24 protein-coding genes and 1 tRNA gene are annotated in these 25,715 nt (G+C 41.2%); 9 read left to right on the plus strand and 16 right to left on the minus strand.

The window, feature by feature from the left end; genetic code table 11:
- Window positions 1-57: 57 nt before the first annotated feature.
- Together IQ246_RS09400 and IQ246_RS09405 are read left to right on the plus strand one after the other, a co-directional pair.
- Entirely contained in the window at window positions 58-1,683 is a 1,626-nt protein-coding gene (locus IQ246_RS09400; protein WP_194002294.1) for a glycosyltransferase family 39 protein, read from the plus strand.
- A 56-nt stretch (window positions 1,684-1,739) separates the two neighbouring features.
- A complete protein-coding gene (locus tag IQ246_RS09405) occupies window positions 1,740-2,330 on the plus strand; it encodes a Uma2 family endonuclease (protein WP_194002296.1) in 591 nt (196 codons plus the stop codon).
- Between the two features lie 7 nt (window positions 2,331-2,337).
- Here the strand turns inward: IQ246_RS09405 and IQ246_RS09410 are convergent, their stop codons facing one another.
- Complete coding sequence (locus IQ246_RS09410) at window positions 2,338-4,626, minus strand: glycosyltransferase (protein ID WP_339379225.1); 2,289 nt, start codon at window positions 4,624-4,626, stop codon at window positions 2,338-2,340.
- A gap of 395 nt (window positions 4,627-5,021) precedes the next feature.
- Here IQ246_RS09410 and IQ246_RS09415 point away from each other — a divergent pair, with 395 nt between their 5' ends.
- Window positions 5,022-5,741, plus strand: coding sequence for a DUF4079 domain-containing protein (locus IQ246_RS09415; protein WP_194002298.1), 720 nt, complete (start codon window positions 5,022-5,024; stop codon window positions 5,739-5,741).
- A gap of 50 nt (window positions 5,742-5,791) precedes the next feature.
- Here the strand turns inward: IQ246_RS09415 and IQ246_RS09420 are convergent, their stop codons facing one another.
- Together IQ246_RS09420 and IQ246_RS09425 are read right to left on the minus strand one after the other, a co-directional pair.
- On the minus strand, window positions 5,792-8,044 hold the full coding sequence (locus tag IQ246_RS09420; RefSeq protein ID WP_194002300.1) for a pentapeptide repeat-containing protein: 2,253 nt from the start codon (window positions 8,042-8,044) through the stop codon (window positions 5,792-5,794).
- A 12-nt stretch (window positions 8,045-8,056) separates the two neighbouring features.
- On the minus strand, window positions 8,057-9,061 hold the full coding sequence (locus IQ246_RS09425; RefSeq protein ID WP_194002302.1) for a zinc-dependent alcohol dehydrogenase family protein: 1,005 nt from the start codon (window positions 9,059-9,061) through the stop codon (window positions 8,057-8,059).
- Window positions 9,062-9,218: 157 nt separating this feature from the next.
- On the opposite strand from IQ246_RS09425, the gene IQ246_RS09430 reads away from it, so the two are divergent.
- The gene (locus tag IQ246_RS09430) at window positions 9,219-9,482 is read left to right on the plus strand and encodes a type II toxin-antitoxin system Phd/YefM family antitoxin (RefSeq protein ID WP_194002304.1); all 264 of its coding nucleotides are present in this window, start codon (window positions 9,219-9,221) and stop codon (window positions 9,480-9,482) included.
- The gene (locus IQ246_RS09435) at window positions 9,472-9,807 is read left to right on the plus strand and encodes a type II toxin-antitoxin system RelE/ParE family toxin (protein WP_208492090.1); all 336 of its coding nucleotides are present in this window, start codon (window positions 9,472-9,474) and stop codon (window positions 9,805-9,807) included. The genes IQ246_RS09430 and IQ246_RS09435 overlap by 11 nt, the downstream gene beginning before the upstream one ends.
- 285 nt (window positions 9,808-10,092) lie before the next feature.
- Here IQ246_RS09435 and arsS read toward each other — a convergent pair whose 3' ends face one another.
- The 6 genes from arsS to IQ246_RS09465 all read right to left on the minus strand — a co-directional run bounded on the left by arsS (window position 10,093) and on the right by IQ246_RS09465 (window position 15,685).
- Window positions 10,093-11,100 (minus strand): arsenosugar biosynthesis radical SAM (seleno)protein ArsS, encoded by a 1,008-nt coding sequence (gene arsS / locus IQ246_RS09440; RefSeq protein WP_194002306.1) that lies wholly within the window; start codon window positions 11,098-11,100, stop codon window positions 10,093-10,095.
- 212 nt (window positions 11,101-11,312) lie between these two features.
- A complete protein-coding gene (locus IQ246_RS09445; RefSeq protein WP_194002308.1) occupies window positions 11,313-12,278 on the minus strand; it encodes an inorganic phosphate transporter in 966 nt (321 codons plus the stop codon).
- Window positions 12,279-12,293: 15 nt separating this feature from the next.
- Complete coding sequence (gene arsM, locus IQ246_RS09450; protein ID WP_194002310.1) at window positions 12,294-13,262, minus strand: arsenosugar biosynthesis arsenite methyltransferase ArsM; 969 nt, start codon at window positions 13,260-13,262, stop codon at window positions 12,294-12,296.
- A 464-nt stretch (window positions 13,263-13,726) separates the two neighbouring features.
- Complete coding sequence (locus tag IQ246_RS09455) at window positions 13,727-14,404, minus strand: response regulator transcription factor (protein ID WP_194002312.1); 678 nt, start codon at window positions 14,402-14,404, stop codon at window positions 13,727-13,729.
- Between the two features lie 194 nt (window positions 14,405-14,598).
- Window positions 14,599-14,886, minus strand: coding sequence for a Mo-dependent nitrogenase C-terminal domain-containing protein (locus IQ246_RS09460; protein WP_194002314.1), 288 nt, complete (start codon window positions 14,884-14,886; stop codon window positions 14,599-14,601).
- 331 nt (window positions 14,887-15,217) lie between these two features.
- Window positions 15,218-15,685: a GNAT family N-acetyltransferase gene (locus IQ246_RS09465; RefSeq protein WP_194002352.1), complete on the minus strand. Its 468-nt coding sequence runs from the start codon at window positions 15,683-15,685 to the stop codon at window positions 15,218-15,220.
- A gap of 341 nt (window positions 15,686-16,026) precedes the next feature.
- On the opposite strand from IQ246_RS09465, the gene IQ246_RS09470 reads away from it, so the two are divergent.
- The gene (locus tag IQ246_RS09470) at window positions 16,027-16,221 is read left to right on the plus strand and encodes a hypothetical protein (RefSeq protein WP_194002316.1); all 195 of its coding nucleotides are present in this window, start codon (window positions 16,027-16,029) and stop codon (window positions 16,219-16,221) included.
- A gap of 131 nt (window positions 16,222-16,352) precedes the next feature.
- Here IQ246_RS09470 and IQ246_RS09475 read toward each other — a convergent pair.
- From IQ246_RS09475 to IQ246_RS09495, 6 genes are all read right to left on the minus strand, one after another.
- Window positions 16,353-16,425, minus strand: a tRNA-Ala gene (locus IQ246_RS09475).
- Between the two features lie 148 nt (window positions 16,426-16,573).
- The gene (locus IQ246_RS09480; protein ID WP_194002362.1) at window positions 16,574-16,768 is read right to left on the minus strand and encodes a hypothetical protein; all 195 of its coding nucleotides are present in this window, start codon (window positions 16,766-16,768) and stop codon (window positions 16,574-16,576) included.
- Window positions 16,746-18,098 (minus strand): N-acetylmuramoyl-L-alanine amidase, encoded by a 1,353-nt coding sequence (locus IQ246_RS09485; protein WP_194002318.1) that lies wholly within the window; start codon window positions 18,096-18,098, stop codon window positions 16,746-16,748. Before IQ246_RS09485 ends, IQ246_RS09480 begins: the two co-directional genes overlap by 23 nt.
- 218 nt (window positions 18,099-18,316) lie before the next feature.
- Window positions 18,317-18,478: a hypothetical protein gene (locus IQ246_RS31240; RefSeq protein ID WP_339379226.1), complete on the minus strand. Its 162-nt coding sequence runs from the start codon at window positions 18,476-18,478 to the stop codon at window positions 18,317-18,319.
- 67 nt (window positions 18,479-18,545) lie between these two features.
- A complete protein-coding gene (locus IQ246_RS09490) occupies window positions 18,546-18,815 on the minus strand; it encodes a DUF5615 family PIN-like protein (RefSeq protein WP_194002320.1) in 270 nt (89 codons plus the stop codon).
- 3 nt (window positions 18,816-18,818) lie between these two features.
- Entirely contained in the window at window positions 18,819-19,220 is a 402-nt protein-coding gene (locus IQ246_RS09495) for a DUF433 domain-containing protein (RefSeq protein WP_208492091.1), read from the minus strand.
- A gap of 141 nt (window positions 19,221-19,361) precedes the next feature.
- Here IQ246_RS09495 and dnaG point away from each other — a divergent pair, with 141 nt between their 5' ends.
- The 3 genes from dnaG (at window position 19,362) to IQ246_RS09510 (ending at window position 24,913) form a co-directional block, all read left to right on the plus strand.
- The gene (gene dnaG / locus IQ246_RS09500; RefSeq protein WP_194002322.1) at window positions 19,362-21,281 is read left to right on the plus strand and encodes a DNA primase; all 1,920 of its coding nucleotides are present in this window, start codon (window positions 19,362-19,364) and stop codon (window positions 21,279-21,281) included.
- Between the two features lie 550 nt (window positions 21,282-21,831).
- Window positions 21,832-23,199: an NAD-dependent succinate-semialdehyde dehydrogenase gene (locus IQ246_RS09505; RefSeq protein ID WP_194002324.1), complete on the plus strand. Its 1,368-nt coding sequence runs from the start codon at window positions 21,832-21,834 to the stop codon at window positions 23,197-23,199.
- Between the two features lie 70 nt (window positions 23,200-23,269).
- The gene (locus tag IQ246_RS09510) at window positions 23,270-24,913 is read left to right on the plus strand and encodes an acetolactate synthase large subunit (RefSeq protein WP_194002326.1); all 1,644 of its coding nucleotides are present in this window, start codon (window positions 23,270-23,272) and stop codon (window positions 24,911-24,913) included.
- Between the two features lie 352 nt (window positions 24,914-25,265).
- Here IQ246_RS09510 and IQ246_RS09515 read toward each other — a convergent pair whose 3' ends face one another.
- Window positions 25,266-25,655, minus strand: a complete 390-nt coding sequence (locus IQ246_RS09515; protein ID WP_194002328.1) for a hypothetical protein — start codon at window positions 25,653-25,655, stop codon at window positions 25,266-25,268.
- Window positions 25,656-25,715 lie beyond the last annotated feature (60 nt).

Below are 25,715 nucleotides of genomic sequence, written 5' to 3' on the forward strand. Positions count from 1 at the left end.
GTGGTACACAATGTGAGAAAAACTTAAACTCTGGAGACTTATTTGTGAAACCTGGTTATGCGGCATCTCAAACGTTCTCCGAGTTGGTTGCGGTTTTTCATCGTCGTATTATTGGTACTCGGTGTATTTTTCCGATTTTTTAATCTTGATCATAAAATTTACTGGCATGATGAGGTCTACACTTCTTTCCGAGCAGCCGGGTTTACAGGTCAAGAAATTGGTGAAGAAATTTTTCAAAACCAGATTGTTTCAGCACAGAAGTTACAAAAGTATCAGCATCTGAAACCAGGAAGTACTTCCGCAGATACAATTAGATCTCTCGCAGTCGAAGACCCGCAACATCCGCCGTTATACTTTTTGATGGCTCGCTTCTGGATGCAGGTATTTGGCAGTTCTCGCACAGCATCGCGGACTTTGCCAGCTTTATTGAGTTTACTGGCGTTATTGTCGATGTATGCTCTAGGGCGAGAGCTTTTTACCTCTCGAATAGTAGCTTTGCTAACAACAGCGCTTTTAGCTATATCTCCGTTTGATATTTTATTTGCCCAGATTGCAAGGCAATACAGTTTTCTGACAGTATGCGTCATTGCTAGTAGTTTGTTCTTGCTTAGGGCGTTGCGCTTGCCAACTTGGTATAACTGGGGACTTTATGCACTGGCGGTTACACTGGGCTTGTATACCCAACCTTTTTTTGGGCTGACTTTGAGTGGTCACATAGTTTATGTGCTGTTAGCGCATCTTTTGGCTAAAAATCCCAAGATGAGGGTAGAGAATTCCCAGAATTTGCCTGGAAATGAAAATAAATTTTCAATTTCCAATTTAATATTTTTTGGGCTAGCGATCGCCACCTCACTAATTCTCTACAGTCCGTGGTTGTTTGTGTTGAAAAGCAACTATCAGCGGATTTTGGACACTACAAGCTGGGTCAAAGGGAGTGATATCGTTTACCGGGTAAAGCTGTGGATTCTCAGTTTTAGTGCCCTATTTTTAGATTTAGATTTTGGTTTTAATAATATCTGGACTTTTATACCCAGGTTGCTGATTTTGCTGCTGATTGCTGCGGCTATCTTTCAAGTTTGCCACCATACTAGTCGGGAAACCTGGTTATTTATCCTGACTGCGATTTTTGTACCTTTTTTGATGTTGGCTGTGTCAGATTTTCTTTTAGAAACCCAGCGGTCTGCGGTCAGTCGCTATTTGATTTCTTGTTTTCCTGGAGTGCAGCTGGCGGTAGGTTATTTACTCGCAACTAAAATACTGAGTAGACAACGCTTCTGGCGTGGTGTGATGGTGCTGCTAATTTCATGTAGTGTCGCATCTTGTACAGTTAGCGCTTTTTCTGATACTTGGTGGAGCAATATCCCCAGCCATTTTAATGCGGAAATGGCACGGCGGATTAATGCTGTTTCTTCCCCGGTTTTACTCAGCGATGGAGGTTATGACGGGACTAATTTAGGAGACTTACTGTCTTTGAGTTATTTACTACATGACAATGTGCGATTAGTGCTGTTTAGTCAGCCTCCCAAGCTTGAAATATCAAATGTAAAGTCTCTACTCTCAGGGAATTCTGATACATTCTTGTTCCGTCCTTCGCCCCAACTCGTTCAGGCTGTTGAGTCGAGATATGGTCAACTAGTGCAGGTGGTTCCAGCTGGAGGGCTTTGGCAATTAAAGAGGCTATGAGTTGTAATAGTTTATTTTGCTAAACTAAGTGCAAATCAAATCAGGATGACGGAGCCATGAGTGCCACGACAACTCGACCTCTAACCCTAGAAGAGTTTCTGAAGCTCCCAGAAACTAAACCAGCTAGTGAATATATTAATGGAGAAATTATTCCCAAACCAATGCCGAAAGGGAGACATAGCCGTTTGCAAGGAAAATTGTGCGCCGTAGTAAATCAAGTTGCAGAATTGCCAAAGATTGCATACGCATTTCCCGAACTACGGTGTAGCTTTGGAGGGCGCTCAATTGTACCAGATGTGGCTATATTCAACTGGGGACGCATACCATTTACTGTCGATGAGCAAGTACCGGATAACTTTGAACTTCCACCAGATTGGACAATTGAGATTCTCTCACCAGAACAAAAGCCGAACAAAGTGATTGGTAATATTCTCCAGTGTTTGAAGTATGGTAGCCGCCTGGGGTGGTTTCTTGACCCTGATGATCTGAGTATTTTGGTATTGTTGCCAGATCAGCAACCAGAGTTACTTCAAGGAGAAGATTATTTACCAGTTTTAGAAGAAGTTGAACTGACACTAACTGTTAATCAAGTTTATGGATGGTTAAAAATGCTGGCAAATAGCAGCGATCGCTTACTTTCTAATTAATTTGTGGCTAGACTTTGGAAACTGCGATCGCACTTATATCGGCTTTTCGATCAAACAAAATTCGTGGTTTCAGTAAGATTCGCAACATTAATAAAAATGAACCAAATTCTCTTGGTGCATTCTGGCTTTTCCACTGTCCTGGACGACAAAATAACATTTCTATCAAGTGGCGATGTTGACTCAAATTTACTGATTCAAACCGGACGCGCACTGTGGGAAATTCATTATTAAACCCTGTACGCACAATTTCACCAGCCAAATGGAGATTCTCTTCGATAATTTCAATGTGTACTAGCTGACTTGTAAATAACTTTTCGCTGGGTAGCTGAGTCAGAGCAACTTCAGCACCTACTTCCGAAATCATTGTAGTCACACCCCATAAATTTTGCTTACCAATTTTTAATCGCGCCACTCGTCGCAAATCAAACCATTCATAAACATCTCTTCTCGGAGCATCTAGCAAAATCAACAAAGCAATGCCAATCATGAACAAATTATAAGCACTCCATAACCAACCTAAGCCTATACCTTTAATTCCTTGAGCAACTTCCGGCGGTACTGAAGTAGCCCACATTCCTTGAACCATACTCAGACCGAGATTACGCCACAAGCTAATAGCAGTAGCGACAAATAGAATAATTAAAGGTAAGGCTAAATTCCAGTTGAAAATATAGCGATCGCTTGCGATCCCTTTAGGTGTGACTTTAAACCCTTTGGAGAAAGGATTCAGCATAACTTTTATTACAGTCAGTGCTAAAGGACAACATAGCAATAGAGAGTATACATCTGATAATAAAGCTGAACGCGAACGATGATTTAACCAACTAAATACTGTAAAGCTTACCAAATAAGAAGGGAGGATGAAATACACTATCTCTGCTAACGTTGCTCGAATAGGAATCACACCTAAAAACGAATAAGCTAACGGCATAATCAGAAAATAAACGCGGGATATCGGACTAAACCAACTTAATAATCCCTCGAAATGAGCTAACCTTTGAAAGATATTTAATCCGGGAATAGTTAAAGGGTTAGATTTAATAAAAAACGCTTGCAGTGTACCCTGTCCCCACCTTAATCGTTGAACAGCATAAGCAGCAATATTTTCTGCTGCTAAACCAGCGCTTAATTTTTCATTTAAATAAATCAATTGGTAGCCTTGAGCAGTTATCCGAATTCCTGTAAAATAATCTTCGCTTAACGACTCAGTTACAAAACCCCCAGTTTCTTCCAAAGCACTGCGGCGGACGACGAAGGAAGTACCGGCACAAATCACGCTACCTGTGACATCGCGTAGTGGTTGAATTAGTCGATAAAATACTTCTTCGTCTGAGGTAATAACATTTTCTAATCCGAGATTATGGGCTACAGGATCAGCGTTGTAGAAGCTTTGAGGCGTCTGTACGAGGGCGACTTTCTCATTTTGAAAGAAGCCCACAGTGCGGGTGAGAAAGTTTTTTGTGGGGACAAAATCGGCATCAAAAACCACAATTAACTGACCTTGACTTGTGGCGATCGCATGATTCAAATTTCCAGCTTTAGCATAATTGCTATCGGGTCGTGTTACATAGTTACATCCTAATTCTGCTGCTAGACTTTGAACTTCTGGACGCCTGGTATCATCCAAAAGGTAAATTTTTTTATTTGCATACTCCAGGGCTTGACAACCAATAATCGTACGTCGCAGAATAAATACTGGCTCGTTGTAAGTTGGTATTAAAACATCCACCGATGGGAGAAAGTTACCATGAATCACAGCTAATGATTTTTCGTCTGCCTCACGGTGTCGGTCTTTGACATTCAACATGAAAAATAGTTGAATAACATTACCCACGAGCAATGTCATTTCCATGAAGAACAACCCTAGACTAAACACCCCATTTAATGGATCTACAACATTCAGAGTAGAGAGCGATCGCCAAAGAACATAACGTAAAATGATAGTAATTAAAATTCCTACCACTAGCCGTCGCGACCAAACACGAGGCTGAGGCGAAATTTTCATGACTAAAAATACGGTTAATAGTAGCAAAACAGTAGGTGAAAGTAGATATTCAGACTTGACTCTTGGCACTTCTAACCACATTGGTGGTTGTTGTTGTAGAGTATTAACTTGAGAAAAGATTCTTGCAATTGTGCCTTCACCAGCAAACCATGCTGTAACGAAGATAGCGGATAATAAAACGATACCCAATAAAATCAGCGTTGCTGTTCTAAATTGAAAAACTCTCTTGGAAACAAGAGATTGAAAAGATTTATATCTAAGCTTTGATACTCTTATTTCGCGCTTATGCACCTAAAACTCTCCTGAAAACCAAGAATTTTGTCTGATTATTGTGATGTACTTTTAAAAAATGTTACCAAATAATCATAATAATATTATATTGTAAAAGAATAAAAATTTGTACTATTTAATACATGGCTTTACTGTTTGCGTAAATCATGATATTTTATATAGTCTCAGGCTATTTATTTTTAATTAGCTAAAAATAGCAAGAATAAGAGTAATACACAAAAAAATTGAACCAATGGCCATAACTTACTAAAAATTTAAACAAATAGAAGTGGCTGGCCACATTTAAGAAATGTCATATCTAAACCATTACATTGAGGATGTTTGAAGACTCCTCTTATCGGTAGCAAAAAGTTCTAGATCCCCTACAAATAATTTTATTTTTTAAAGGGTGTTGTATGCAAATAACCGATTTTTTAGGACTTTTACATCCGGCGATCGCAATTGTTTTTGTATTTCCACTCATTGGTATAGTGGTTAATTTTGCTTGGCAAACACGCCAACGCCGTTTGCAAATATTAGCTAGAAATCAAAGCAAAATTCCGCCAATAGTTGGTTCTGAACACAGACAATTAGGTCAATGGCTAACAAGTGCAGTTGTAGGATTAACTTTACTAGGCTTATCTTACGCCATTGGCAAAAATATTCTCAAAAATCAATTATGGAATAAAGTACCTTTCCAAGTTGTGTTTATCTTGTTGATGTTTGCTGCAACTATTGCCTGTTTAGTAATGCTTTATCAGGCAAAGCAGAAACTATGGCGAGCAGTTTTTGCAACTTTAACAGGTGCAGGTTTAGTAATTTTAGGCTGTCAGGATGGGGTATTTCGCCGCACAAATGAGTGGTATTGGTCACATTATTATATTGGCATTACCGCAGCACTGCTGATGATTTTTTCATTAGCGATTGTTCAAGAGATTTACTCTGATAAATCTCATCGTTGGCGCACCGTCCACACAATTTTAAATTGCATTGCTTTGTTACTATTTATCGGACAAGGTATGACAGGGACACGAGATTTACTAGAAATTCCTCTGAGTTGGCAAGAACCTTATATTTATCAATGTGATTATGTTAATAAAACTTGTCCGACACCAAATTCTCAACCGGCAAAGTAAACCGAATCAAATAACAAATACTCCATTTTTATGGTGCATTTGAGAATTCTTTACTTGAGATAAATCAGCAGATTTAATCCAGGAATTGTGCGGGAAAGAGTCCACAAAACTAGGGTAATGTAAATTACACCCAAACTCCATTGATACCAAGCCAGTGCAGAGATAATACCAGGTAGGTGTTCGTCTCGTAGACGAATATCGTTAAAGCCTAATTTAACTAGATTATTGAGGCTAAAGTCATAGTAACTGAGCCAGTTCCAGCGGCGATTCCATAATAGAGGCATATATCGCTCGCGGAAAGTCTCATTTCTAGGAATAACTGGTAAGCGCCCAATTAATAATCGTAATTGTCGAAATGTGCCATCTTCTGTAAAGTAGGAAACGTTCATTAAGTCGTGATAACGACCTTGTTGATAAAGTTGGAATAATAAAGCTACTGGTATAGGAACAATGATCATTAAAAGACACCCTAGTGTGAGCCAAGGTTGTTCGGCATTACGAAAGATAGCTAATAAGCTAAAGAATGTTAAAAAGCTAAAACTAATTAATATCGAAGTGGTTTCATAGTATGTAGGGATAATTGGTACAGGATGCAGACGGCGATAGCGATCCACCAGCCAAAATAGCAAACCAAAGTAAGCGATCGCTAATCCTCCCACACCAAACACTAACCAAAAATCTGTACCATAGCCACTCAACAGCAGTAGTATACTTAACGCCAACCAACTCCAAGCTTGCAGTAACCACGCACCAGGGGAAAGAGGTTCGGTGACAACTAAGCGATCGCTCAGCTGCATGTATTTTTCTAAATCAATGTCTGCTAAAGTCAGTAACTCGCTGCTGTTGCGAAACGATTGGACTCGACGGCGATGGGCGATCGCTTCTGCTTGAGTTTTAGAAAAACCCAGATTAATCAAACTTGCAATAGTTGCACTATTAATATTTGTAGCCATTAAACTGCGGTTTAACTCTGTCAGGCGCAGCTGTTGTTTAGTGTACTCCAGTTGATTTGCATCAGTAACTTGCTGCTGCTGACGAAAATTTTGTCCCAAATTACGCAAGACGTTTTGATTACCTTGCAACGTCGGTATGCAAAACATCTTACCAATTTGACCGGGATTGCCTAAAATTTTCGCTTGATTAGAGTTAAAAGTTAAACCAGGTACACTTAAATAAGCTTCCGTGGTAAACCTCGCATCGCTAAAGTCTGCTTGGTTGAGAATGCTTGCACCACGCAGATTTACAGGTTGGTTAAATTCCGCTTCCCGAAAGCTCACAGCTTGTTCAAAAGTTACTTCTATGAGGAGCAACTGATTGAAACTAGCTTTAGTAAACTGGGCTTGATTAGAAAAGCGCACATCAGAAAAATCTGCATGATCTTGCCATTGCACTCTACTAAATTTAGCCAATTGCTTAAAACTTGCTTGGTTAAAGTTCGCAAGATTTATAAATATACTGCCTTGGAAATCAGTGGTTTCTTGAAATTGGGTTTGTTTAAAATTAGCCTTGTCAAAAAAAACACTGCTTTGAAAATTGCTTGGTTGCCGGAAATTAGTATTGGTAAAGTTGACGGGACGACTGAATCTGGTTTCAGTCCAGTTAGTGGGTTGGAGAAAGGTAGCGTTTTGGGCATCCACAGACTGAAGAAAGAATGTATTGAGAAACTTTACTTCTCCATTGAAGCGAGTTTGCACCAGTGTCAACGCACCACGGAAGACCGTAATTTCACTGACTGGAGTTGACTGAGTTCCCAAAAGCGATCGACAGTCTTTTGAGTTGGGTAAAGCGATTGTAAGTGACTGCAAACATACAAAGCGCAAGCGTTCCAGTTGTTCTTGTTCAGTTGCAGTGAAAATAGGGGCGTAAACGCCCCGCAGCTTGTCGCCAGAAATCCCTTGGGCATAGAGGGGTGTTCTTAAACCCAAATCGCTACCCACAAAATCCCCCTGAATCAAAGAATAGCTGAGGTCTAAACCCAGAGATTTTGCATTTAATTCCTTTCGCAACAATTGGTAAAAAGCATCACGGAAACTGAGATTTTCTGGACGCAAATCAATCACCATTTGCCGCAAATCCACCGTCAAATTGCCTTCACGGAGCATCGGTGTACGTAAACGCTCTTGCAACAATTCCAGAGTTAAGGGTGTGCGTTCTGGTTGTGCCTGTACTGCCCAAGCTGGTGGCGTCAGGCAGAGTAAAATTAATAAAACGCAGAGGCAACACAAAGGTACACAGAGGGTTTTCTCAGCGTTCCTCTGCGCCTTCCTCAGCGTTTCTCTGCGTTTAAAAAATAATTTTTCCAAATCTACTGTAAATCATTCATCGCTAATCAGCAGAACAATTTTACCCGTGATAGACCCACTTTCAAGTAATTGATGCGCTTTAGCCGCTTCTTTTAGCGGAAACTTATGACTAACGTGGATTTTTAACTTACCCTGATCAACCAAAGTAGCAGATTGTTCGAGAATTTCTGCATGGTGCTGAAGACTCTCCTCCAATCCTAGCAATGCTGGTGTCAGCATTAATTCTAAATTAATGCGGAGGTTACGCATTCTGGCATTTTTCCAAACAGTATTGGCATCTGGTTCGAGAATCGTCACAATATCGCCATATACCCGCACCGCTGGGAAAGTTTTATCAAAGGTTTCTCCACCTACAGTGTCAAAAGCCAAGTCTACGCCTTCCCCATTAGTCCAATCTAAAGCTGCTTGTACAAAGTCTGTTTGTTTGTAAAAAATTACCTGGTCAGCACCGAGTTGTTTGACGAAATTAGCCTTTTCCTCAGAACTCACAGTAGTAGATACACTAGCACCTTTAAGTTTCGCCAATTGAATTGCTACATGACCGACACCACCAGCACCCGCATGAATCAAAACCTGTTCTCCAGGTTCCAATCGTCCTCGTTCATACAAAGCTTCCCAAGCGGTGATTAATACCAAAGGCGCTGCTGCTGCTTCCGCGAAGGAAATGGAAGCGGGTTTGGGCGCCACAAACCGCTCATCGACAACGGTATATTCTGCGTAATTGCCTTGGTGTCCGCCCAAACCGCCATAGCAAAAATATACCTCATCTCCTGGCCGAAAACGCTGAACACCAGCCCCTACTGCTTCAACAATACCCGCACCATCACATCCTAAAATTGCAGGTATGCGATCGGGGTAGAAAGTCCCTCGACTACGAAGTTTAGTATCAATGGGGTTAATTCCAGCCGCTATCAAGCGTACTAAAACAGTATTCCCCACAGGAATAGCAGGGTTTGGTACTTCCTGCATTTGCAGAACTTCAGGACTTCCAGCTGCTGTCATTACGACTGCTTTCACGACTCTTTCCTCCTGGCTCCTAGATCTACGCTCATTTGCAACTTTAGCGTAATGAGGACATGGAGCTATGTTTAAGGGCAAACTGTGTAGGCGTAGCCCGTCGTAGACATCGCGCTAAGGTTATAATCAATGTGCATTTGAATGTACACTTGTTTATATGCCAAAGTACTTGACTATTACAGAAGCTCGACGACAACTATTAGATTTGCCGGATGATTTGAAAGATCAGCCAGTTATTATCACTAAGCATGGTAAGCCAGTAATGGCAGCACTTAGCTTTGAGCAATTTGAATCTTTGTTAGAAACCTTGGCGATCTTATCTGATCGTGAGTTCGCTCATCAGCTAGAGCAAAGTATAGCTCAAGCGGAACAGGGAAAAACTATTAGCTGGAAGGAAGTAAAAGCCAAGCTTGGACTCTGATACAACGCAAGCCGTCAATATAGAGTATGAAATTCAGCTAACACCACTAGCCTTAGAAATGCTGACTAGCGTGAAGGATCAGCGTCACCAAAAATCTCTGAGCGATCGCATCGATAAACTTAAGATCGATCCAGACAAACAGGGAAAACCGCTAGTTGACAAGCTGAAGGGATATCTCAGCGTTCGGGCTGTAGGGCAACGCTACCGGATTATTTATAAAGTAGAAGTTGAGAGAGTAGTGGTTTTAGTAGTTGGGGTAGGACTGCGGAAAGAGGGTGACAAAGGAGATATTTATACACTATTGCAGAAATTGTTAGAGGAATAAGCTATGCCTAATATCGCGCCTTTATCGCTTTCAAAGGTTTTAAATAAGCGCAGATGTTAATTGCTGATTTTATCTCTAATAAAAAAATAAAAGCCGTGGAAATTTAGAATATTCCACGGCTTTTTAGTGTGGTGTGAGGAGACTTAACTACATATCATCATAAATCTATCTAGCTATAAGTGATGTATACATAACAGAATTCGTAACAAAATTTTCCTTTGATGACATAAAGACATTGTTGAACAATCAATCAAAATTTAAAATCAATTGACCTTTTAGCTGGCTTTAGAGCAAAGCACCACCACAACTGGAACCACATCCCGCAGTACAACCATAGCAATAAGGGGCTGTTTGTATCTCATTAATCAAGTTTAAACTGCCAGCTTCCAGTAGTTTAGCAACTGTTAGAGGTTCACCATTGTGAGTTTTCGCAGGAAGATTCATCATCTGGTTAAAGTCACAATCATATACATTGCCCAGATAGTCAATTGAAAGTTCATTGCGACACATTAAATGTTCAACTGTACTGGGATTAAAATGTGACTCTAAAAACTGCAAATAGCTGGTGTAAAGTTTTTTCCGCTCTAAATGCATTTTAGTTCTGCCAACTGGTAGGTTGGTAATGGTGAAGAGGTTGTTAAACACAATCTTAAAATGTTCTTGTAAGAACATTTTGTAATCTCGTTCTAGGGTTGTCTGTTCCGGAGCCAAGGAAAATTTTTCACTTGTGGGCAACTGGGGATTGTAAACCAAGTCTAAAATTAAATTTGGCTCTTTGCCATAACCAAGTTGATTAAGCCATTGCAAAGCTTTGACTGAACTATCAAAAACACCTATACCGCGCATCTTGTCAACATTATCTGCTAGGTAGCAAGGCAGAGATGCAACTATTTTTACTTGATGTTTAGCACAGTATTCTGGTAAATCACCAAATTCATCCTCAAAATAAATAGTCAAATTAGACCGGACAATTACCTGTTTTCCTGTTAACTTTGCTGCTTCTACTAATGGCTTAAATCCATAATTCATTTCTGGTGCGCCACCCGTTAAATCAACAATTTGGATTTCAGGGAATCTGTGGATTACCTCAATCAGCTGTTGGCAAATTTCTGGGGAAAGTTCTTCTGTGCGTTTTGGACTAGCTTCGACATGACAGTGGGTACAAGCAAGGTTGCAGCGTTTACCCAGATTAATCTGTAAAACAGTAATTTCCTTTTTTGTCAAAGATGAATTAAGTTTGTGTTTGAATGGCGTAATAGATTTATCTAGTTGAGTTATTGATTTAGTCTGCATTGGTCATTATTCCTTAAATATTAGTAAGTAGCTAGGCGTAAATAAATAAAAGTAAGAACTTTAGTCCTGATAATCCCTGTTTTGAGCGATAAATCGCTCTCTCCGAGACGCTACGCGTAGCTTGCTTCCCCAAAGGGGTACACTACGAACTAGAATTTTATTTATTTATATGTTTAATTATACCTACCTACTTAAAAGTCTACCTAATTGGTCTAACCTTGCAATAATCTGTAGGTTATTCCACTAATAATTGCGGCCGTTGGTAAAGTGAAAATCCACGATAGCAGTATCTGGTAAAAAACCCGCTTGTTGGCTTTTTTAGTAATCAGTCCTACTCCAAAGATGGAACTAACAGAAACGTAAGTGGTAGAAATAGGAAGTCCCAATTGAGTAGCCGCAATAACTAAAACTCCAGTTACCATATTGGCTGATAAGCCCTGAGTTTTATTCATTGAAATAATTTTTGTACTCATGGTTTCGGCAATATTTTGGGAGTTAAGTAAACCTCCCAGCGCTATTGCTATTACTATAGTGATCATTGCTCCCTGAATCGAGAAAGATTCAATAATCAAAATGAGTGAAACAATCTTGGGAGTGTGATTCAAGCCTCTGGCAAAACTGATTATACCAGCGCTCATAAAATGACAAGTATCAATCATTTTTGGATTAACTGATAAGCTCCATTTGCAATTGATATAGTTAGATAAGCTGTAAATTCCTGCTCCCAGAAGAATAGCGATAATAGGACTTAGTAATAAAGGCAAAATGAAGGAATTTCCCAAAGCTGCAAAATTAACTTTGAGTCCAATCACTACTAATCCAGGGCCAATAAGCGCACCTGTTAAACTGTGAGTTGTGGAAATAGGAAATCCTGTAAGAGTAGCAATGAGGACTGTCAACCCAGCAGCGATCGCTACTGCAATATGAAACTCTGATGTATTAGCGATCGCATCTGGTACTATTCCTCTGCCAGAGAAGTTTTGAAGTAGTTTATTTGCCAAAAAAATCGAAGCGATCGCACCAGCCGAAGTTGTAAAAGTAGCCCACAAAATCGCTGTTTGGTAGCTAGTCGTTCCACTACCAAACAGCGTTGCTACACCTTTAAAGTTGTCATTGGCACCATTTGAGTAAGCTAAAAAAAGCGTAGCTAGAAATAGACTGATACTGATTAACAACATTTTAAATATTCGGAGTTAACAGCAGCCACCGCCACTATAGTACCAGGTTGAATCGGTAATCATTATTTCTGCTGGCTTTAGAGACCCAAGCTTAGCTGCGGTTTTGTCACACACGGCTGCGGGGATACCACGCTGAAGCAGATGGCCTGCTGAGTCGTCAAATAAGGGTTCTGTACCAGCATAAATTGCTGTTTTACCAGTGAAAATACAAGCACCGTCTTCGGGAATAGCAACTTTAAAAGAAACAGAATCGAGACTTTCTAGAAGTAAATTTTCTTCTAAGTTATAAGTCTGGGAATCTAGCAGACGATAAGGGCGACGAGCACGAATTTCAACTTGACCAAAACCAGCATTTATAATAAGTTGAGTATACTCTTCGTAGGTAAGAGCGCCTGATAAACACATGGCTCTTAGCCGCTCATCTTGTTGTAAATGTGCTGGAATTGGACGAGTAGCAATTGGATCGCTCATCTGTAAGCGTCCACCTGGTTTTAATATCCGATATGCTTCTTTTAGAGCACGCGTTAAATCTTCTGGTTCAAAGATGTTGAAAAGGCAATTTTGTGCCACGATATCGACGCTAGCATCAGCAACAGGTAGATGAAAGGCATCACCATCGCAAATTTCTACAAAGCTGGTGTCAAACCAGGGATTTTCCTGAGCAGCAATTTCCAAGTTACGTGTAGCAGCTTCCCGCATGGCTGCAACAGGTTCAACAGCGATTACAGCACCTGCATAGCGAGAAAAGTAAGCGAATTGCAATGCTTCTAAGCCACCGCCAACACCGACATACAGCACAGTAGGTTGGTTTCCTAGCTCGGTAGGGTGAACGGTAGTACCACAACCATAGTTCATTTCCTGCATTGGCACAGGAATTTTCAGTCCTGGTAGTTGCAGGGGTGTACTTTGGACGCAACAAAGTCCAACTTGTGGTGTTTGGGCGACTTCGCCATAGAATTGCGCTGCTGTTTCTAAATAAGTCATTGCAGTTCTAACGTTGTGTGTTGTCGTAGAGAGTTAGCTTTGTGCATCCTAGTATAGTTAACTCTGAGTTAGATAAGTTTTTCCTAAAATTACCAAAATCCCCAAACTCTGCTAAAAATTGGAGTTTGGGGACAGTATTTTTTGGATAAGTACTAAATACAGGACTTACGCAAGTGTCATATTTTTAACGCCAGAGGTTGTCCAGAGTCAAAGGTCAAAAGTCCAAAAAACCTTGATTTTTGACCCTTGACCCTTGACTCTCATACCAGAAGTCTTGTGTGCCAGTTGCGTAAGTCCTATAATAATCTCCCTTGTAGTCTGGAAGAAGGTGAGCCAGCGCCAAGGGGATTTCTCCTATTAGCGACGTAGGAGCGTCACCCCGAAGGGATTAGGGTGGGAAGGTTTGATTCACCTTTTACCCCTCCAAAAAATATGAGGTTTGGGGTTCTGCGCGATTCCTAAAGTTAATCACACAGCACGTAGCCTACACCACGCACAGTTTGAATGAGGCGCTTTTCGTTATTAGTTTCGAGTTTTAGGCGCAGGTAGCGAATGTAAACCTCGATGATGTCGGAATCACCCATAAAGTCGTCGTAATTCCAAACTTTCTCTAAAATGCGATCGCACGTAATTATCTGTCGTGGATGAGCAAGTAAATATTCCAGTAAGTCAAATTCTTTGGCGGTTAACTCAATGAACCGATTACACCGATACACTTCCCGCGTGCGACGATTTAAGCTCAGATCTTCAAATTCTAAGATATCTGCGGCGTCTGCTTCCTGGGATCTTCGCAGATGAGTGCGGACTCTAGCTAGTAATTCTTCAACGCTGAAGGGTTTAACTACGTAATCATTAGCACCAGCATCTAAGCTGGCAACGCGATCGCTCACTTCATCTTTGGCGGTTAATAGAATTATCGGCACTTTATCACCACTACTTCGCAGACGGCGGCAAATTTCCAACCCCGACAAACCGGGCAACATCCAGTCTAAAATTACTAAATCTAGATGTAACTCCCGCGCTGCGGTGAGTGCAGTTAATCCATCGTAGGCGACACTGACTTGATAGCCCTCATAAGTCAGTTCCAATTCGACAAATCTAGCCAGTTTGACTTCATCTTCAACCAGTAAGATGTGCGTCATGATAATGTTAATGATTTCAGCAGGGTGTGGTAAGCAAAAATACGGTCTAGAAACACTTTAGATACGTGCTAGCTGCTAAATAGCCAGATATCTAAATTAGGTGTACGTTAGCTTAGTATAAACCTGAGTTAGTAACAACCGTAAATCTACAATTACCAATAGCTGGTTGACTCACAAGAGACTTTAACTGGCTATTAACAGTAAACTGTGACATCTTCACCGCATTCATCGGCAAGATAACACAAAGCTTTAAAACGCAGACTCACCACTTGCTCATAAAGCGGATTCAATTTACACATTGGTGGAATGTGGAATAGCTTCCGACTAAATACTGTAATATCTCGTTCAAACGGACATTGAGCAGGAATGGCCTTGCATAAGAAATGAGCTAGTTTGGAATTATGAATTTCTATTGCTTCTAACCATTCGCGGACTGGATGCAGTAGGTCGTTGTGTAAGTAGATTTGAGTAAAGCTTGTCATAATTACTCACCTTATCATTCAGAATTACAAAGTTGTTAGGTTTGTTGAGTTTGATCTCTATAAATGTATACAGTTGGTTTATTTGGTTTTATGCAATGATTGTTTGTTCCTTGGTTTTAGCTGCATACTCTTGTTTTTAGGAACCAACTTAACTACACATTCAAGTACCAGAATTCCAGATATAGGATTCCTATTTTATTTTGGAAAAAACTGCATACACCTCTAACTCCCTTTTTTCCCATTCCCCATTCTCTATCCCCTATCCCCCATTCGGTGTCTCTACGAGTCAGTTCACGAATCAAATCGGATTACTATAATTTGCTCTGTTATTTTAGGTATGACCGGGATAATACATAAAAACTACGGGAATTTTAATCAGCTTTTTACCTAATTCAGATAATCTAAACTTACCCTGGAGCGATCGCGGTAAGTCCTCAAAAGAAATTGGCACAAACCTAAAGCGACTATAAAACTGCGCTAGTTGTTCACCTAGACATTCAAGATACAGTGGTTGAGTCGCCGTGTTGATCAAATGCTGCGCGAGAAAAGTACCCAAACCGCGACTTCTCCAACCAGGTGCAACCACTAAACTACCAAGTTCTTGTGCTTTTAAGAAATTACGTAGCTGTCCGCAAGCTACTATCTCTCCATGGCATTCAATTACCCAGAATTGCTGCCAACGTAATTGAGTTGGGTCAAGTTTAGCTGAAAACACCGACAATATAATTGACCACTTATCCGCAGATGTTGCCTTGCGGAGAACACACCCAGTTGGTAATGATAAATCGTGCTGTTTCATTAATGACATGATTAACCTTGGTATTAAAAACTACAGGTTATTCTTTTTACGGTAGTACTGTGAATATTTGACAGTCAATATCGGCTGATAATTAAGCAATTACCAAGGAATCTTGGCATATAATCACTTCAAACTGTTTCAAGTTCTCCCTTAACTGCTGGAACTGTTCATACTTCAACAACCTCTGGTTTATGCATTCTTAAAAGCAGATATGAGTAGTACTAAACAATACTTCCGATAGAGAGATCAATCAGCCATAACTAGATTCTAGATAGATGAACTCGCCCTTCCTATTTTCTTAGAATAATGCCAAAGACTAAATGATTTTTAGGAGAATAATAATGGCTGAAGAAAAACAATCTGATAATCAAGGTACTACACCCAGCGCTTCTGGTGGTTATCAAACCCCCATCGAAGAGAGTATCCGCAAAACAGGCGATGCTGAAAAGAATGATGCTAAACCCACTGCTACACCAGAAGCACCAGGAGAAGACTCTGTAGCAGGTAGCCCCAATCAAGGAACTGAGTCACGTTAATTGGTTTAGAATGTCCCAATTGCAAATGATCTAAATTGGGTGTTTTTTCGTGACTATATTCAGTAACTTTAGAGTGGATTATTGTAGTTGATATTACAATTATTCACTCATTTTTGTTGGTGTTAATTGAATGGAGCTAAGCGGATTCGAACCGCTGACTTCCTCAATGCCATTGAGGCGCTCTACCAACTGAGCTATAACCCCTCAAGTCCTAATAGGTAAGCTGTTAAGCTTTTTAATTAGTTCTATGAAACTGTTTTTACCTTTACTAGTATGCAAGTTTATGCAAGTTAAGTCAAGACAACTATATTGAAAAACGTGGCGTTGCTGAATGAAAAAGCAGGGGGAAAAATCACGCCACTTGCGGGTGAGGTTTCAACCAACTCTTAAAAGGAGCAAGGGAGCTTTCACGCCACTTGCGGGTGAGCCTTGTACCTTTAGTTCCCCCTGCCCCCTCCCCCTGCCTCTTATCAAAATATGAATCAGGCGATCGCAGCAACGCCGAAAAACTCAACACTCGGCACTCATAAAAGTCCTGCTGACTCATACAGTCGTTTAAGCATTGCTGTAATCTTTGCACCATAATTTACATCTGCTGCCCAGCGCCCTGATAGCTGTTCGATTAATGGTGCAACACCGCGAGTGACAAAGCGAAACCGTGGATCTACTACTTCTTGCACTAAAGGTTCTAAACTAGCATAAGCTTTTAAATGTTGGATGTGCGCCCTCACACCAATTCTGGCACTTTCAAAAGACGCAGCCTCCACACCACCACCAATTGCGCCTAAGCCTGCAAAGTTATTTTGCTCAGGTCTAATACTGCCGCCAAAGCGTAAAAAACCAGTTTCTACAGACATTTGGCAAAAAGCAATGTCATAGTTCACCCCCTCGATACCTGCTTCTTCCCGATAGAGTTTTGGGATGTCAGGAAATTTTACCAAGGCATTTTCATGATTGTTTCTCAGGAATAGTTGCAACTGCACTTCCGAGGTATTACCGTTTGACATCACTCGATCCAATTGACCAGGACAAACTACCAAATTGGATCGCAAGCTGACAGTAAGAGTTGCAGCATCCCAACTAACTGCAACATTAAAATCTCTCAGTTCGATCGCTTTAACATATACTATTTTGCGATAGGTAATCCGGCGAACATTAGACGCTTTCGATAGGTCAATCCGCAAGCGATCTACTAAATCAATAGGTATATAAGCATTACCATTAATCAGCACCCCTTGCTCTAAGTAATTTTGCCCGTTGATATTGATATTAATTGCCATATAAGTCGGTTCTTCAGGAGTTCCGGGACTGGGGTCAATCACCCGACTCCAAGATGCCAATCCATCAGAAATTCCCAAAGCAAAATCGCGGCGACGAGTTTGCAGCAAAGCGCGATCCTCTGGACTGCTAAGAAAACCGACTTGCATCGACAAAGAAGGAAGTGTTGTCCGGCGACAGAATGCCAAACTACCTAAGCCACTATCTGTATCTGGTTTAACTCCCCGATTTGGTAATTGGGGTACGCGGCGTAATAATCCCATTAGCAACAGTTCAGCATTGCTCTTGCGCTCATTATTGTTGGTAATGTAGAAGACGCTAGCCCCACGCACAGAAGGACTGTTAGCGGCATCAGATTCAATTTCTAACGCTATATCACCCCGACGACTACGGGAATTTATCCAAGCAATAGTTTGGGCGGCGCTCAGATCATCAGGGACTGACAAAACTTCAAAAATCCTTGCCCTCAGTTCTGTGACAATTAAATCCCGTAGTAGAATCATTTCTCTAGCTTCAGTTGTATCACCTGCGATCGCACCTGGATCAATTCCTCCACCTTCCTTGCCTCCGTGAGCTGCCGAAATAAAAATACGTCCCATTTTCAGTATTTCCTCTGATAAAATTAAGTGTAAGCAGTTATATAGATCATTCTTGGTCTAGCAACAAGAATATAATAGCCATCAAAAGTCCTTTGTCGTTTGTCCTTTGTTATTTCTCTAAACTTGAGGATTGAGAATTGGGGAACACGTGGCGCTCTTTGGGGATTAGGGGCGAAGGGGCAATATCGCATCTTAATATCTCAAGTTTGCGCGTTCCATCAAAACCTTTTTAAGTGACTGGACGTATCACACGAATTAGTTTTTCCTTGCAACGGTTCTTCTGCTGTCACAGCATCATCTATCCGTGCTGCAAACTGTTCCCAATTACGATTGTTCGTGCAAACAATAATGCCGAAGTGGTTAGAATTACGACGATGCAAACGGATAAAATCCAGGACTTACGCAAGTGTCATATTTTTAACGCCAGAGGTTGTCCAGAGTCAAAGGTCAAAAGTCCAAAAAACCTTGATTCTTGACCCTTGACCCTTGACTCTTATACCAGAAGCCTTGTGTGCCAGTTGCGTAAGTCCTGAAATCATGTCTGTTGATAGTTAATATCGAGCGTTTTTGACTTGTAGCAAATTCCAGCACTTCGTCATCAGCTATACCTTGGTCTGCTTTTCCTGCTTCTTGGACTGTCAAAACATCATGCCCCAAAGTACGTAATAATTGCACAATTGGAAACGGAAATTGCTCATCTGCGTAAAACCGTGCCATCGACTAGGCTACCTCATTACGCTCAATTGCCAATTCGATTTCATTGGGGTTAGCTTCTGCATATATCCAAGCATTAGCTAAATCTGTAGCTGTAATGGTTGGATAGCTCGTCAAAAGGTCAGCATCACTATATCCAAGATGGCGAGCTTCCACAAGTACCCAGACGGGAATACGAGTTTTAGCAATGCGAGCCTCTCCACCACAGACTTTAGGAGTTTTCTCAATTCCTTGCCAATTGTTGCCGAGACTTTGAGCAAGTAACTGTATAGCCTGCAATTTTTCACCAGGACTGAGGGCAAGAAGTTGTTGTTCTAACTCTTTGAGTGTCACGGATGTAAATCCTCTGATGTTTTGGAAGGCTAGATTTACAATTTTATCAATTGCTAAGTTTATTCGAGTTACCATCTGAATAGCTTGAGGAAAAATAACACTCGTTTATCAGCCAGTTTGCAATAAGCATAAATGCCGCAATTTTGGCAAAGTAATCCTTGACAGGTGAATTGAAGATTGCGGCAAAATATAATCAATTATGAATAATAACTAAATATGCAAATCCCGCGCTTGCACCCAGATACCATTGAAGAAGTTAAACTACGAGCTGACATTGTAGATGTCGTCTCAGAATACGTAGTTTTACGCAAACGAGGGAAAGATTTCGTCGGTTTATGCCCCTTCCACGATGAGAAAACTCCTAGTTTCACCGTCAGCCAGACTAAGCAAATGTACTATTGCTTCGGCTGTCAAGCTGGAGGAAATGCCATTAAGTTTGTAATGGATTTGGGAAAGCGCCAATTTGCGGAAGTAGTACTGGATTTAGCGCGGCGTTATCAAGTACCTGTACAAACCCTGGAACCAGAACAAAGGCAAGAATTACAGCGTCAGCTATCTTTGCGTGAGCAGTTATATGAAGTTCTGGCTTCGACGGCACATTTTTATCAACACGCCCTTAAACAATCTCAAGGGCAAAAGGCAATGCAATATTTGCAATCCAACCGCTATCTTAAGGAAGAAACTATTAAGCAGTTTGGCTTAGGTTATGCCCCCGCAGGTTGGGAAACTCTCCATCGCTATTTGGTGGAAGATAGACGCTACCCAGCGCAACTGCTGGAAAAAGCGGGATTGATTAAACCCCGAAAAGAAGGGGGCGGTTATTATGATGTGTTTCGCGATCGCCTGATGATTCCCATCCGCGATGTCCAAGGGCGGGTGATTGCTTTTGGTGGTAGAACTCTCACTGATGAGCAACCTAAGTATTTAAATTCACCCGAAACCGAACTTTTTAGTAAAGGTAAAACATTATTTGCCCTTGATCAAGCCAAAGGTGGGATTTCCCAACTCGATCAAGCGGTGGTGGTAGAGGGATATTTTGATGCGATCGCTCTCCACGCTGCTGGTATTACCAACGCTGTCGCCTCTCTCGGTACTGCTTTAAGCTTGGAACAAGTGCGACAGATATTACGCTACACTGAATCGAAGCAATTGGTACTCAATTTTGACGCTGATCAAGCCGGAACTAATGCCGCAGAACGAGCGATCGGCGAAATTGCCGAACTGGCATATAAAGGCGAAGTTCAGTTAAAGATTCTCAACCTACCCAATGGCAAAGATGCGGATGAATACTTGTATAGCCACACCCCAGAAGACTATCACCAACTGTTAGTAAATGCGCCACTTTGGCTAGACTGGCAGATTCAGCAAATTATTAAAGACCGCGACTTAAAACAAGCTACTGATTTTCAGCAAGTAACTCAACAGATAGTAAAGTTACTCAAAAATATAGCTAACAGCGATACTCGTAATTATTATATTTCTTACTGTGCAGAAATACTCAGTTTAGGAGATACCAGACTTATACCTCTACGAGTCGAAAATCTATTAACTCAGATTGCTCCAACTGCGGTGGCTACATACTCTAAACCAGTGTCAGCAAAGAAAGCATGGGGAGGTAGTGTTTCCCCATCTCCAATCCCTAGCGATCGCAGTCTTTTAGAACACGCAGAAGCTTTATTACTGCGAATTTACATGCATTGTCCCGAACAGCGTCAAGCTATTGTTGAGGAACTAGAGGAGCGAGATTTACAATTTAGCCTTTCCCACCACCGATTTTTGTGGCAACAGATTTTAGAGTCAAGTGTAGCTCAAGGAGATTTAATATCAACTCTGCAAGATAGATACTTAGAATTGTCTGAAGAATTGGGATTAGTGTCCCATTTGTTTCATTTAAATGAAAAAAGCAAGAAAGATGATATGCTTCGCACCACTCTAGGGGTTCAAACTGCGATCGCCTGTATGGATTTAGTAATGCGGGAAAAACGCTATCGTCACTTTTTAGAATTATGGCAACAAACCGATCCAGAAGCTGAACCAGAGCGCTATCAGTCCTATTATCAAGCTTTCTACGCCGAAAAACTCAAGCTTCAAAAAATAGACCGACAACGCCTATTTTCCATCACAGAATTGCTATAGGCTTCTCCAAAGCACCAATAAGTTTATCAGTTTTTACTAATTCACACGATTAGTATTTTGTCAAGATAATTTATACGAATTTAAAAAATAATGTGACAGATAAACCATGTAGAGACGTTGCAATGTAACGTCTCTACTATAAAATATATGTCTTGCCTGTCAGGACTTACGCAAGATTAGTAATTCTTACACCATGAATAAATTCACTTAATCTGGAGCAATCAGGCTGCGCTTTTTTCTATTTTATCTAACTAAAGTTAGTTGCGATAAAACCATAATTAATTAATTACAAATTACCACTTGCAAATTACGAATTATTTAGTCATGGATTGCTTGTATCGTCTATCCTGAAGGTTTTTCTAAATCAACTTTATTTAACTATAAATACATAGTTAATCCGTATATTTAGTTTATAAGTTAATTGCGAAAATGTAATATTAAGCAACCAATTCTTGGCTAAAAGATTAAAATTTAGGTGGTGGCTTCCACACACATATATATGTAACACTAAGAAGCCTACTTTAAGCTATTTTTAACGGGAGGTCAGGCAATGGCTATCGCCACCATCAATCCCGCCACTGGGGAAACGCTCAAAACCTTTGAGCCATATAACGATACAGTAATTGCTGCCAAACTCGATTTGGCACATCAAGCTTTTGAGGAGTATCGCCAAACTAGTTTTTCTAAGCGATCGCACTGGTTGCAAAAAGCTGCGGATATTTTAGAGCAAGACAAAGCAGAATTTGCTAAAGTGATGACTCTGGAAATGGGCAAACCATTCAAAGCAGCGATCGCAGAAGTAGAAAAATGCGCCGCCGTTTGCCGCTACTATGCCGAACACGCACCTAGTTTTCTAGCTGATGTTGCTGTAAAAACTGATGCCAGCCATAGTTTTGTTCGCTACCAACCATTGGGGGCCATTCTCGCGGTTATGCCGTGGAATTTCCCCTTTTGGCAAGTTTTTCGTTTTGCTGCACCTGCACTAATGGCGGGGAATGTCGGCTTACTCAAACATGCTTCTAATGTGCCGCAGTGCGCCTTGGCAATTGAAGATATTATTCAACGAGCAGGTTTTCCTAAAGGTGTATTTCAAACTCTGTTGATAGGTGCTGCCAAAGTCGCCGATTTAATGGCTGATGAGCGGGTTAAAGCTGCTACCTTGACAGGAAGCGAACCAGCAGGCGCATCCCTCGCTGCTGCTGCGGGAAAACAAATCAAAAAAACCGTCCTGGAATTGGGAGGAAGTGATCCATTTATAGTGTTAGCAAGTGCTGATTTAGAGACAGCAGTTGTCACAGCTACTACAGCGCGGATGTTAAATAATGGGCAATCATGTATTGCAGCCAAACGTTTTATTGTAGCAGAGGCGATCGCTGACCAATTTGAAAAATTGCTTTTAGAAAAATTCGAGGCGCTGAAAATAGGCGATCCCATGCAACTAGACACTGATTTGGGCCCATTAGCAACCCCCGGTATCCTCCAGGATTTAGACCAACAGGTGCAAGCTGCCATAGAAAGCGGTGGTAAAGTCCTCACAGGTGGACATCCTTTATCAGATCGTTCGGGGAACTTTTATCCACCAACGATTATCAAAGATATCCCCCATGACAGTTCAATTGCCAAAGAAGAATTCTTTGGCCCGGTAGCGTTGTTATTCCGTGTTCCGAATATCGATGCTGCTATTAAACTCGCCAATGCTACACCCTTTGGTTTAGGTGCAAGTGCTTGGACAACCAATGATCAAGAAAGCGATCGCTTAGTTGAGGAAATTGAAGCAGGTGCGGTATTTATCAACGGGATGGTTAAATCTGATCCTCGATTGCCCTTCGGTGGTATTAAACATTCTGGGTATGGCAGAGAACTGAGTATCCAGGGTATACATGAGTTTGTCAACGTTAAAACTGTGTGGGTGAAGTGATTGGGAATGGGGAATGGGGCATGGGGCATGGGGCATGCCCAATTTTGTTCATCGCTAGTGAGGAAATCAAATGAATACGGCTGAACTGTTAGTACAGTGCTTGGAAAATGAAGGGGTGCAATATGTCTTTGGACTCCCTGGCGAGGAAAACTTACATGTATTGGAAGCATTGAAACATTCTTCCATTCAATTTATTACTACTCGTCACGAACAGGGTGCAGCTTTTATGGCGGATGTCTACGGACGCCTGACAGGAAAAGCTGGAGTCTGCCTTTCTACACTTGGGCCTGGAGCAACCAATTTGATGACTGGGGTGGCAGATGCTAACCTCGATGGTGCGCCTTTAGTGGCAATTACCGGTCAAGTGGGAACAGATAGAATGCACATCGAATCCCATCAATATTTAGATTTAGTGGCAATGTTTGCCCCTGTTACCAAGTGGAATAAGCAGATAGTGCGACCGAGTATTACACCAGAAGTTGTGCGGAAAGCCTTTAAGCGATCGCAAAGCGAAAAACCTGGTGCAGTTCACATTGATTTACCAGAAAATATTGCTGCTATGCCTGTAGAAGGCAAACCTTTGCATAAGGATAATAGCGAAAAAACCTATGCTTCTTTTGCAAGTATTCGGGCAGCAGCAGCGGCAATTTCCCAGGCAGTTAACCCCTTAATCTTAGTAGGAAATGGAGCAATTCGCTCTCACGCTAGTGATGCTGTAACGCAATTCGCCACCAGCATGAATATTCCTGTTGCCAATACTTTCATGGGCAAAGGCGTAATTCCCTACACTCATCACTTAGCTTTATGGTCAGTGGGTTTACAGCAAAGAGATTTCATTACCTGTGGCTTTGACAACACAGATTTAGTAATTGCTATTGGCTATGATTTGATAGAATTTTCCCCCAAAAGATGGAATCCCGATGGTGAAATTCCGATTGTGCATATTGGGGTAAGTCCGGCGGAAATTGATAGTAGTTATATTCCTCATGCAGAAGTAGTAGGAGATATTTCTGATTCCCTCTATGAAATCTTAAAATTGGCAGATCGCCACGGAAAAGCTAATCCTTTTGCTATCAGCTTAAGGGGAAATATTCGTGCTGACTATGAAGAACATGCCAATGATGAGGGGTTTCCCATCAAACCACAAAAGTTAATTTATGACTTGCGGCAGGTAATGGGTTCAGATGATATCGTCATCTCTGATGTTGGCGCACATAAAATGTGGATTGCCCGTCATTATCATTGTCATAGTCCTAATACTTGTATTATTTCCAATGGCTTTGCAGCAATGGGTATTGCCATTCCTGGTGCTTTAGCAGCAAAACTCGTTCATCCCAACCGCAAAGTTGTAGCAGCAACTGGCGATGGCGGTTTTATGATGAATTGCCAGGAATTAGAAACAGCTTTGCGTGTCGGTACACCTTTTGTCACCTTAATTTTCAATGATGGTGGCTACGGGTTAATTGAATGGAAGCAAGAAAATCAATTTGGCAAAGGGAACTCATCTTTCGTGCATTTTGGCAATCCCGATTTTGTCAAATTAGCCGAAAGCATGGGTTTAAAAGGCTACCGGGTTGAGTCTGCTGTTGATTTGATTCCCATATTAAAAGAAGCCCTGGCTCAAGATGTGCCTGCGGTGATCGATTGTCCCGTGGATTATCGGGAAAACCGCCGCTTTACCCAAAAAGCTGGCGAGTTGAATTGTGCAGTTTAAAGAGTTAAAAGTTAGCAGTTATATAGCAGTTACTTCTTCTAGTTACCAGGCTTCAGGCTCGTAAAGCTTTATAAGCTAAGGGACTTCCAAGTTGCACATTCACTGGCTAAAACCGTCATTAATCATTTGTCATGCGTCCTTTGTAAATACTTTCGACTAATGACAAATGACGCATGACAGCCCTCATGAATGATTGTGCAATTTAAATGTGTTTTAGCTGAAGAGACTTTGCCTCTGATTGCCTAAAACAAAGGTAGAGCCTCTAAGGAGCGCATTCTGGGCGGGGTTAGCAGGGCGATCGCATATAATCACTGAAGCTTGCTATTCGTTTATAAGGTCGAGAACATCTCTATTATGCCTGGCCCTCTTTCAGCACTTGGTCTAGTAAGTTTCTAGCAGGTTGCGCTTTGCTCAGCGCCGCTTGATGATCACTATAAGCACGAACCAGGCGAGAAAGACCGCTTACGCCTGTCTTGAGTTGCTCTAGTTCTTCACCCGCAAGCAGCTCCCCATCGAGCATCCGCCCAATCAAAGGTTTGATGTCGCCTACTTCCTGCCGAACTTTTTGAAGTTTTTCTACGGTACTCAATAAAGTTTTTAGTGAGTTCAAGATGCTGTCAATATCCTGGACATCCTCTACTGGTTCAGCCGAATCTTCAATTATTACTGGCTGTTCAATGTCTGAAACCGTAGGCAATTCCTGTGTAGATGTTTCAGTTTTTACCCGGTTTGACTGTGCCATCAATACTTCCTCAAGAAATTTCCCTCAGTCTATCGTGCTTATACTAAGTTGCCAAAAATA

Source organism: aff. Roholtiella sp. LEGE 12411, from assembly GCF_015206995.1.
Lineage (GTDB): Bacteria > Cyanobacteriota > Cyanobacteriia > Cyanobacteriales > Nostocaceae > Komarekiella.

Bases quoted from the DNA above. Each gene is read 5' to 3' on its own strand.
- IQ246_RS09400 (WP_194002294.1), top strand. From the start codon at position 58: ATGCGGCATCTCAAACGTTCTCCGAGTTGGTTGCGGTTTTTCATCGTC.
- IQ246_RS09405 (WP_194002296.1), top strand. From the start codon at position 1,740: ATGAGTGCCACGACAACTCGACCTCTAACCCTAGAAGAGTTTCTGAAG.
- IQ246_RS09415 (WP_194002298.1), top strand. From the start codon at position 5,022: ATGCAAATAACCGATTTTTTAGGACTTTTACATCCGGCGATCGCAATT.
- IQ246_RS09430 (WP_194002304.1), top strand. From the start codon at position 9,219: ATGCCAAAGTACTTGACTATTACAGAAGCTCGACGACAACTATTAGAT.
- arsS (WP_194002306.1), bottom strand. From the start codon at position 11,100: ATGCAGACTAAATCAATAACTCAACTAGATAAATCTATTACGCCATTC.
- IQ246_RS09445 (WP_194002308.1), bottom strand. From the start codon at position 12,278: ATGTTGTTAATCAGTATCAGTCTATTTCTAGCTACGCTTTTTTTAGCT.
- arsM (WP_194002310.1), bottom strand. From the start codon at position 13,262: ATGACTTATTTAGAAACAGCAGCGCAATTCTATGGCGAAGTCGCCCAA.
- IQ246_RS09455 (WP_194002312.1), bottom strand. From the start codon at position 14,404: ATGACGCACATCTTACTGGTTGAAGATGAAGTCAAACTGGCTAGATTT.
- IQ246_RS09460 (WP_194002314.1), bottom strand. From the start codon at position 14,886: ATGACAAGCTTTACTCAAATCTACTTACACAACGACCTACTGCATCCA.
- IQ246_RS09465 (WP_194002352.1), bottom strand. From the start codon at position 15,685: ATGAAACAGCACGATTTATCATTACCAACTGGGTGTGTTCTCCGCAAG.
- IQ246_RS09470 (WP_194002316.1), top strand. From the start codon at position 16,027: ATGGCTGAAGAAAAACAATCTGATAATCAAGGTACTACACCCAGCGCT.
- IQ246_RS09480 (WP_194002362.1), bottom strand. From the start codon at position 16,768: ATGAGTCAGCAGGACTTTTATGAGTGCCGAGTGTTGAGTTTTTCGGCG.
- IQ246_RS09485 (WP_194002318.1), bottom strand. From the start codon at position 18,098: ATGGGACGTATTTTTATTTCGGCAGCTCACGGAGGCAAGGAAGGTGGA.
- IQ246_RS09490 (WP_194002320.1), bottom strand. From the start codon at position 18,815: ATGGCACGGTTTTACGCAGATGAGCAATTTCCGTTTCCAATTGTGCAA.
- IQ246_RS09495 (WP_208492091.1), bottom strand. From the start codon at position 19,220: ATGGTAACTCGAATAAACTTAGCAATTGATAAAATTGTAAATCTAGCC.
- dnaG (WP_194002322.1), top strand. From the start codon at position 19,362: ATGCAAATCCCGCGCTTGCACCCAGATACCATTGAAGAAGTTAAACTA.
- IQ246_RS09505 (WP_194002324.1), top strand. From the start codon at position 21,832: ATGGCTATCGCCACCATCAATCCCGCCACTGGGGAAACGCTCAAAACC.
- IQ246_RS09510 (WP_194002326.1), top strand. From the start codon at position 23,270: ATGAATACGGCTGAACTGTTAGTACAGTGCTTGGAAAATGAAGGGGTG.
- IQ246_RS09515 (WP_194002328.1), bottom strand. From the start codon at position 25,655: ATGGCACAGTCAAACCGGGTAAAAACTGAAACATCTACACAGGAATTG.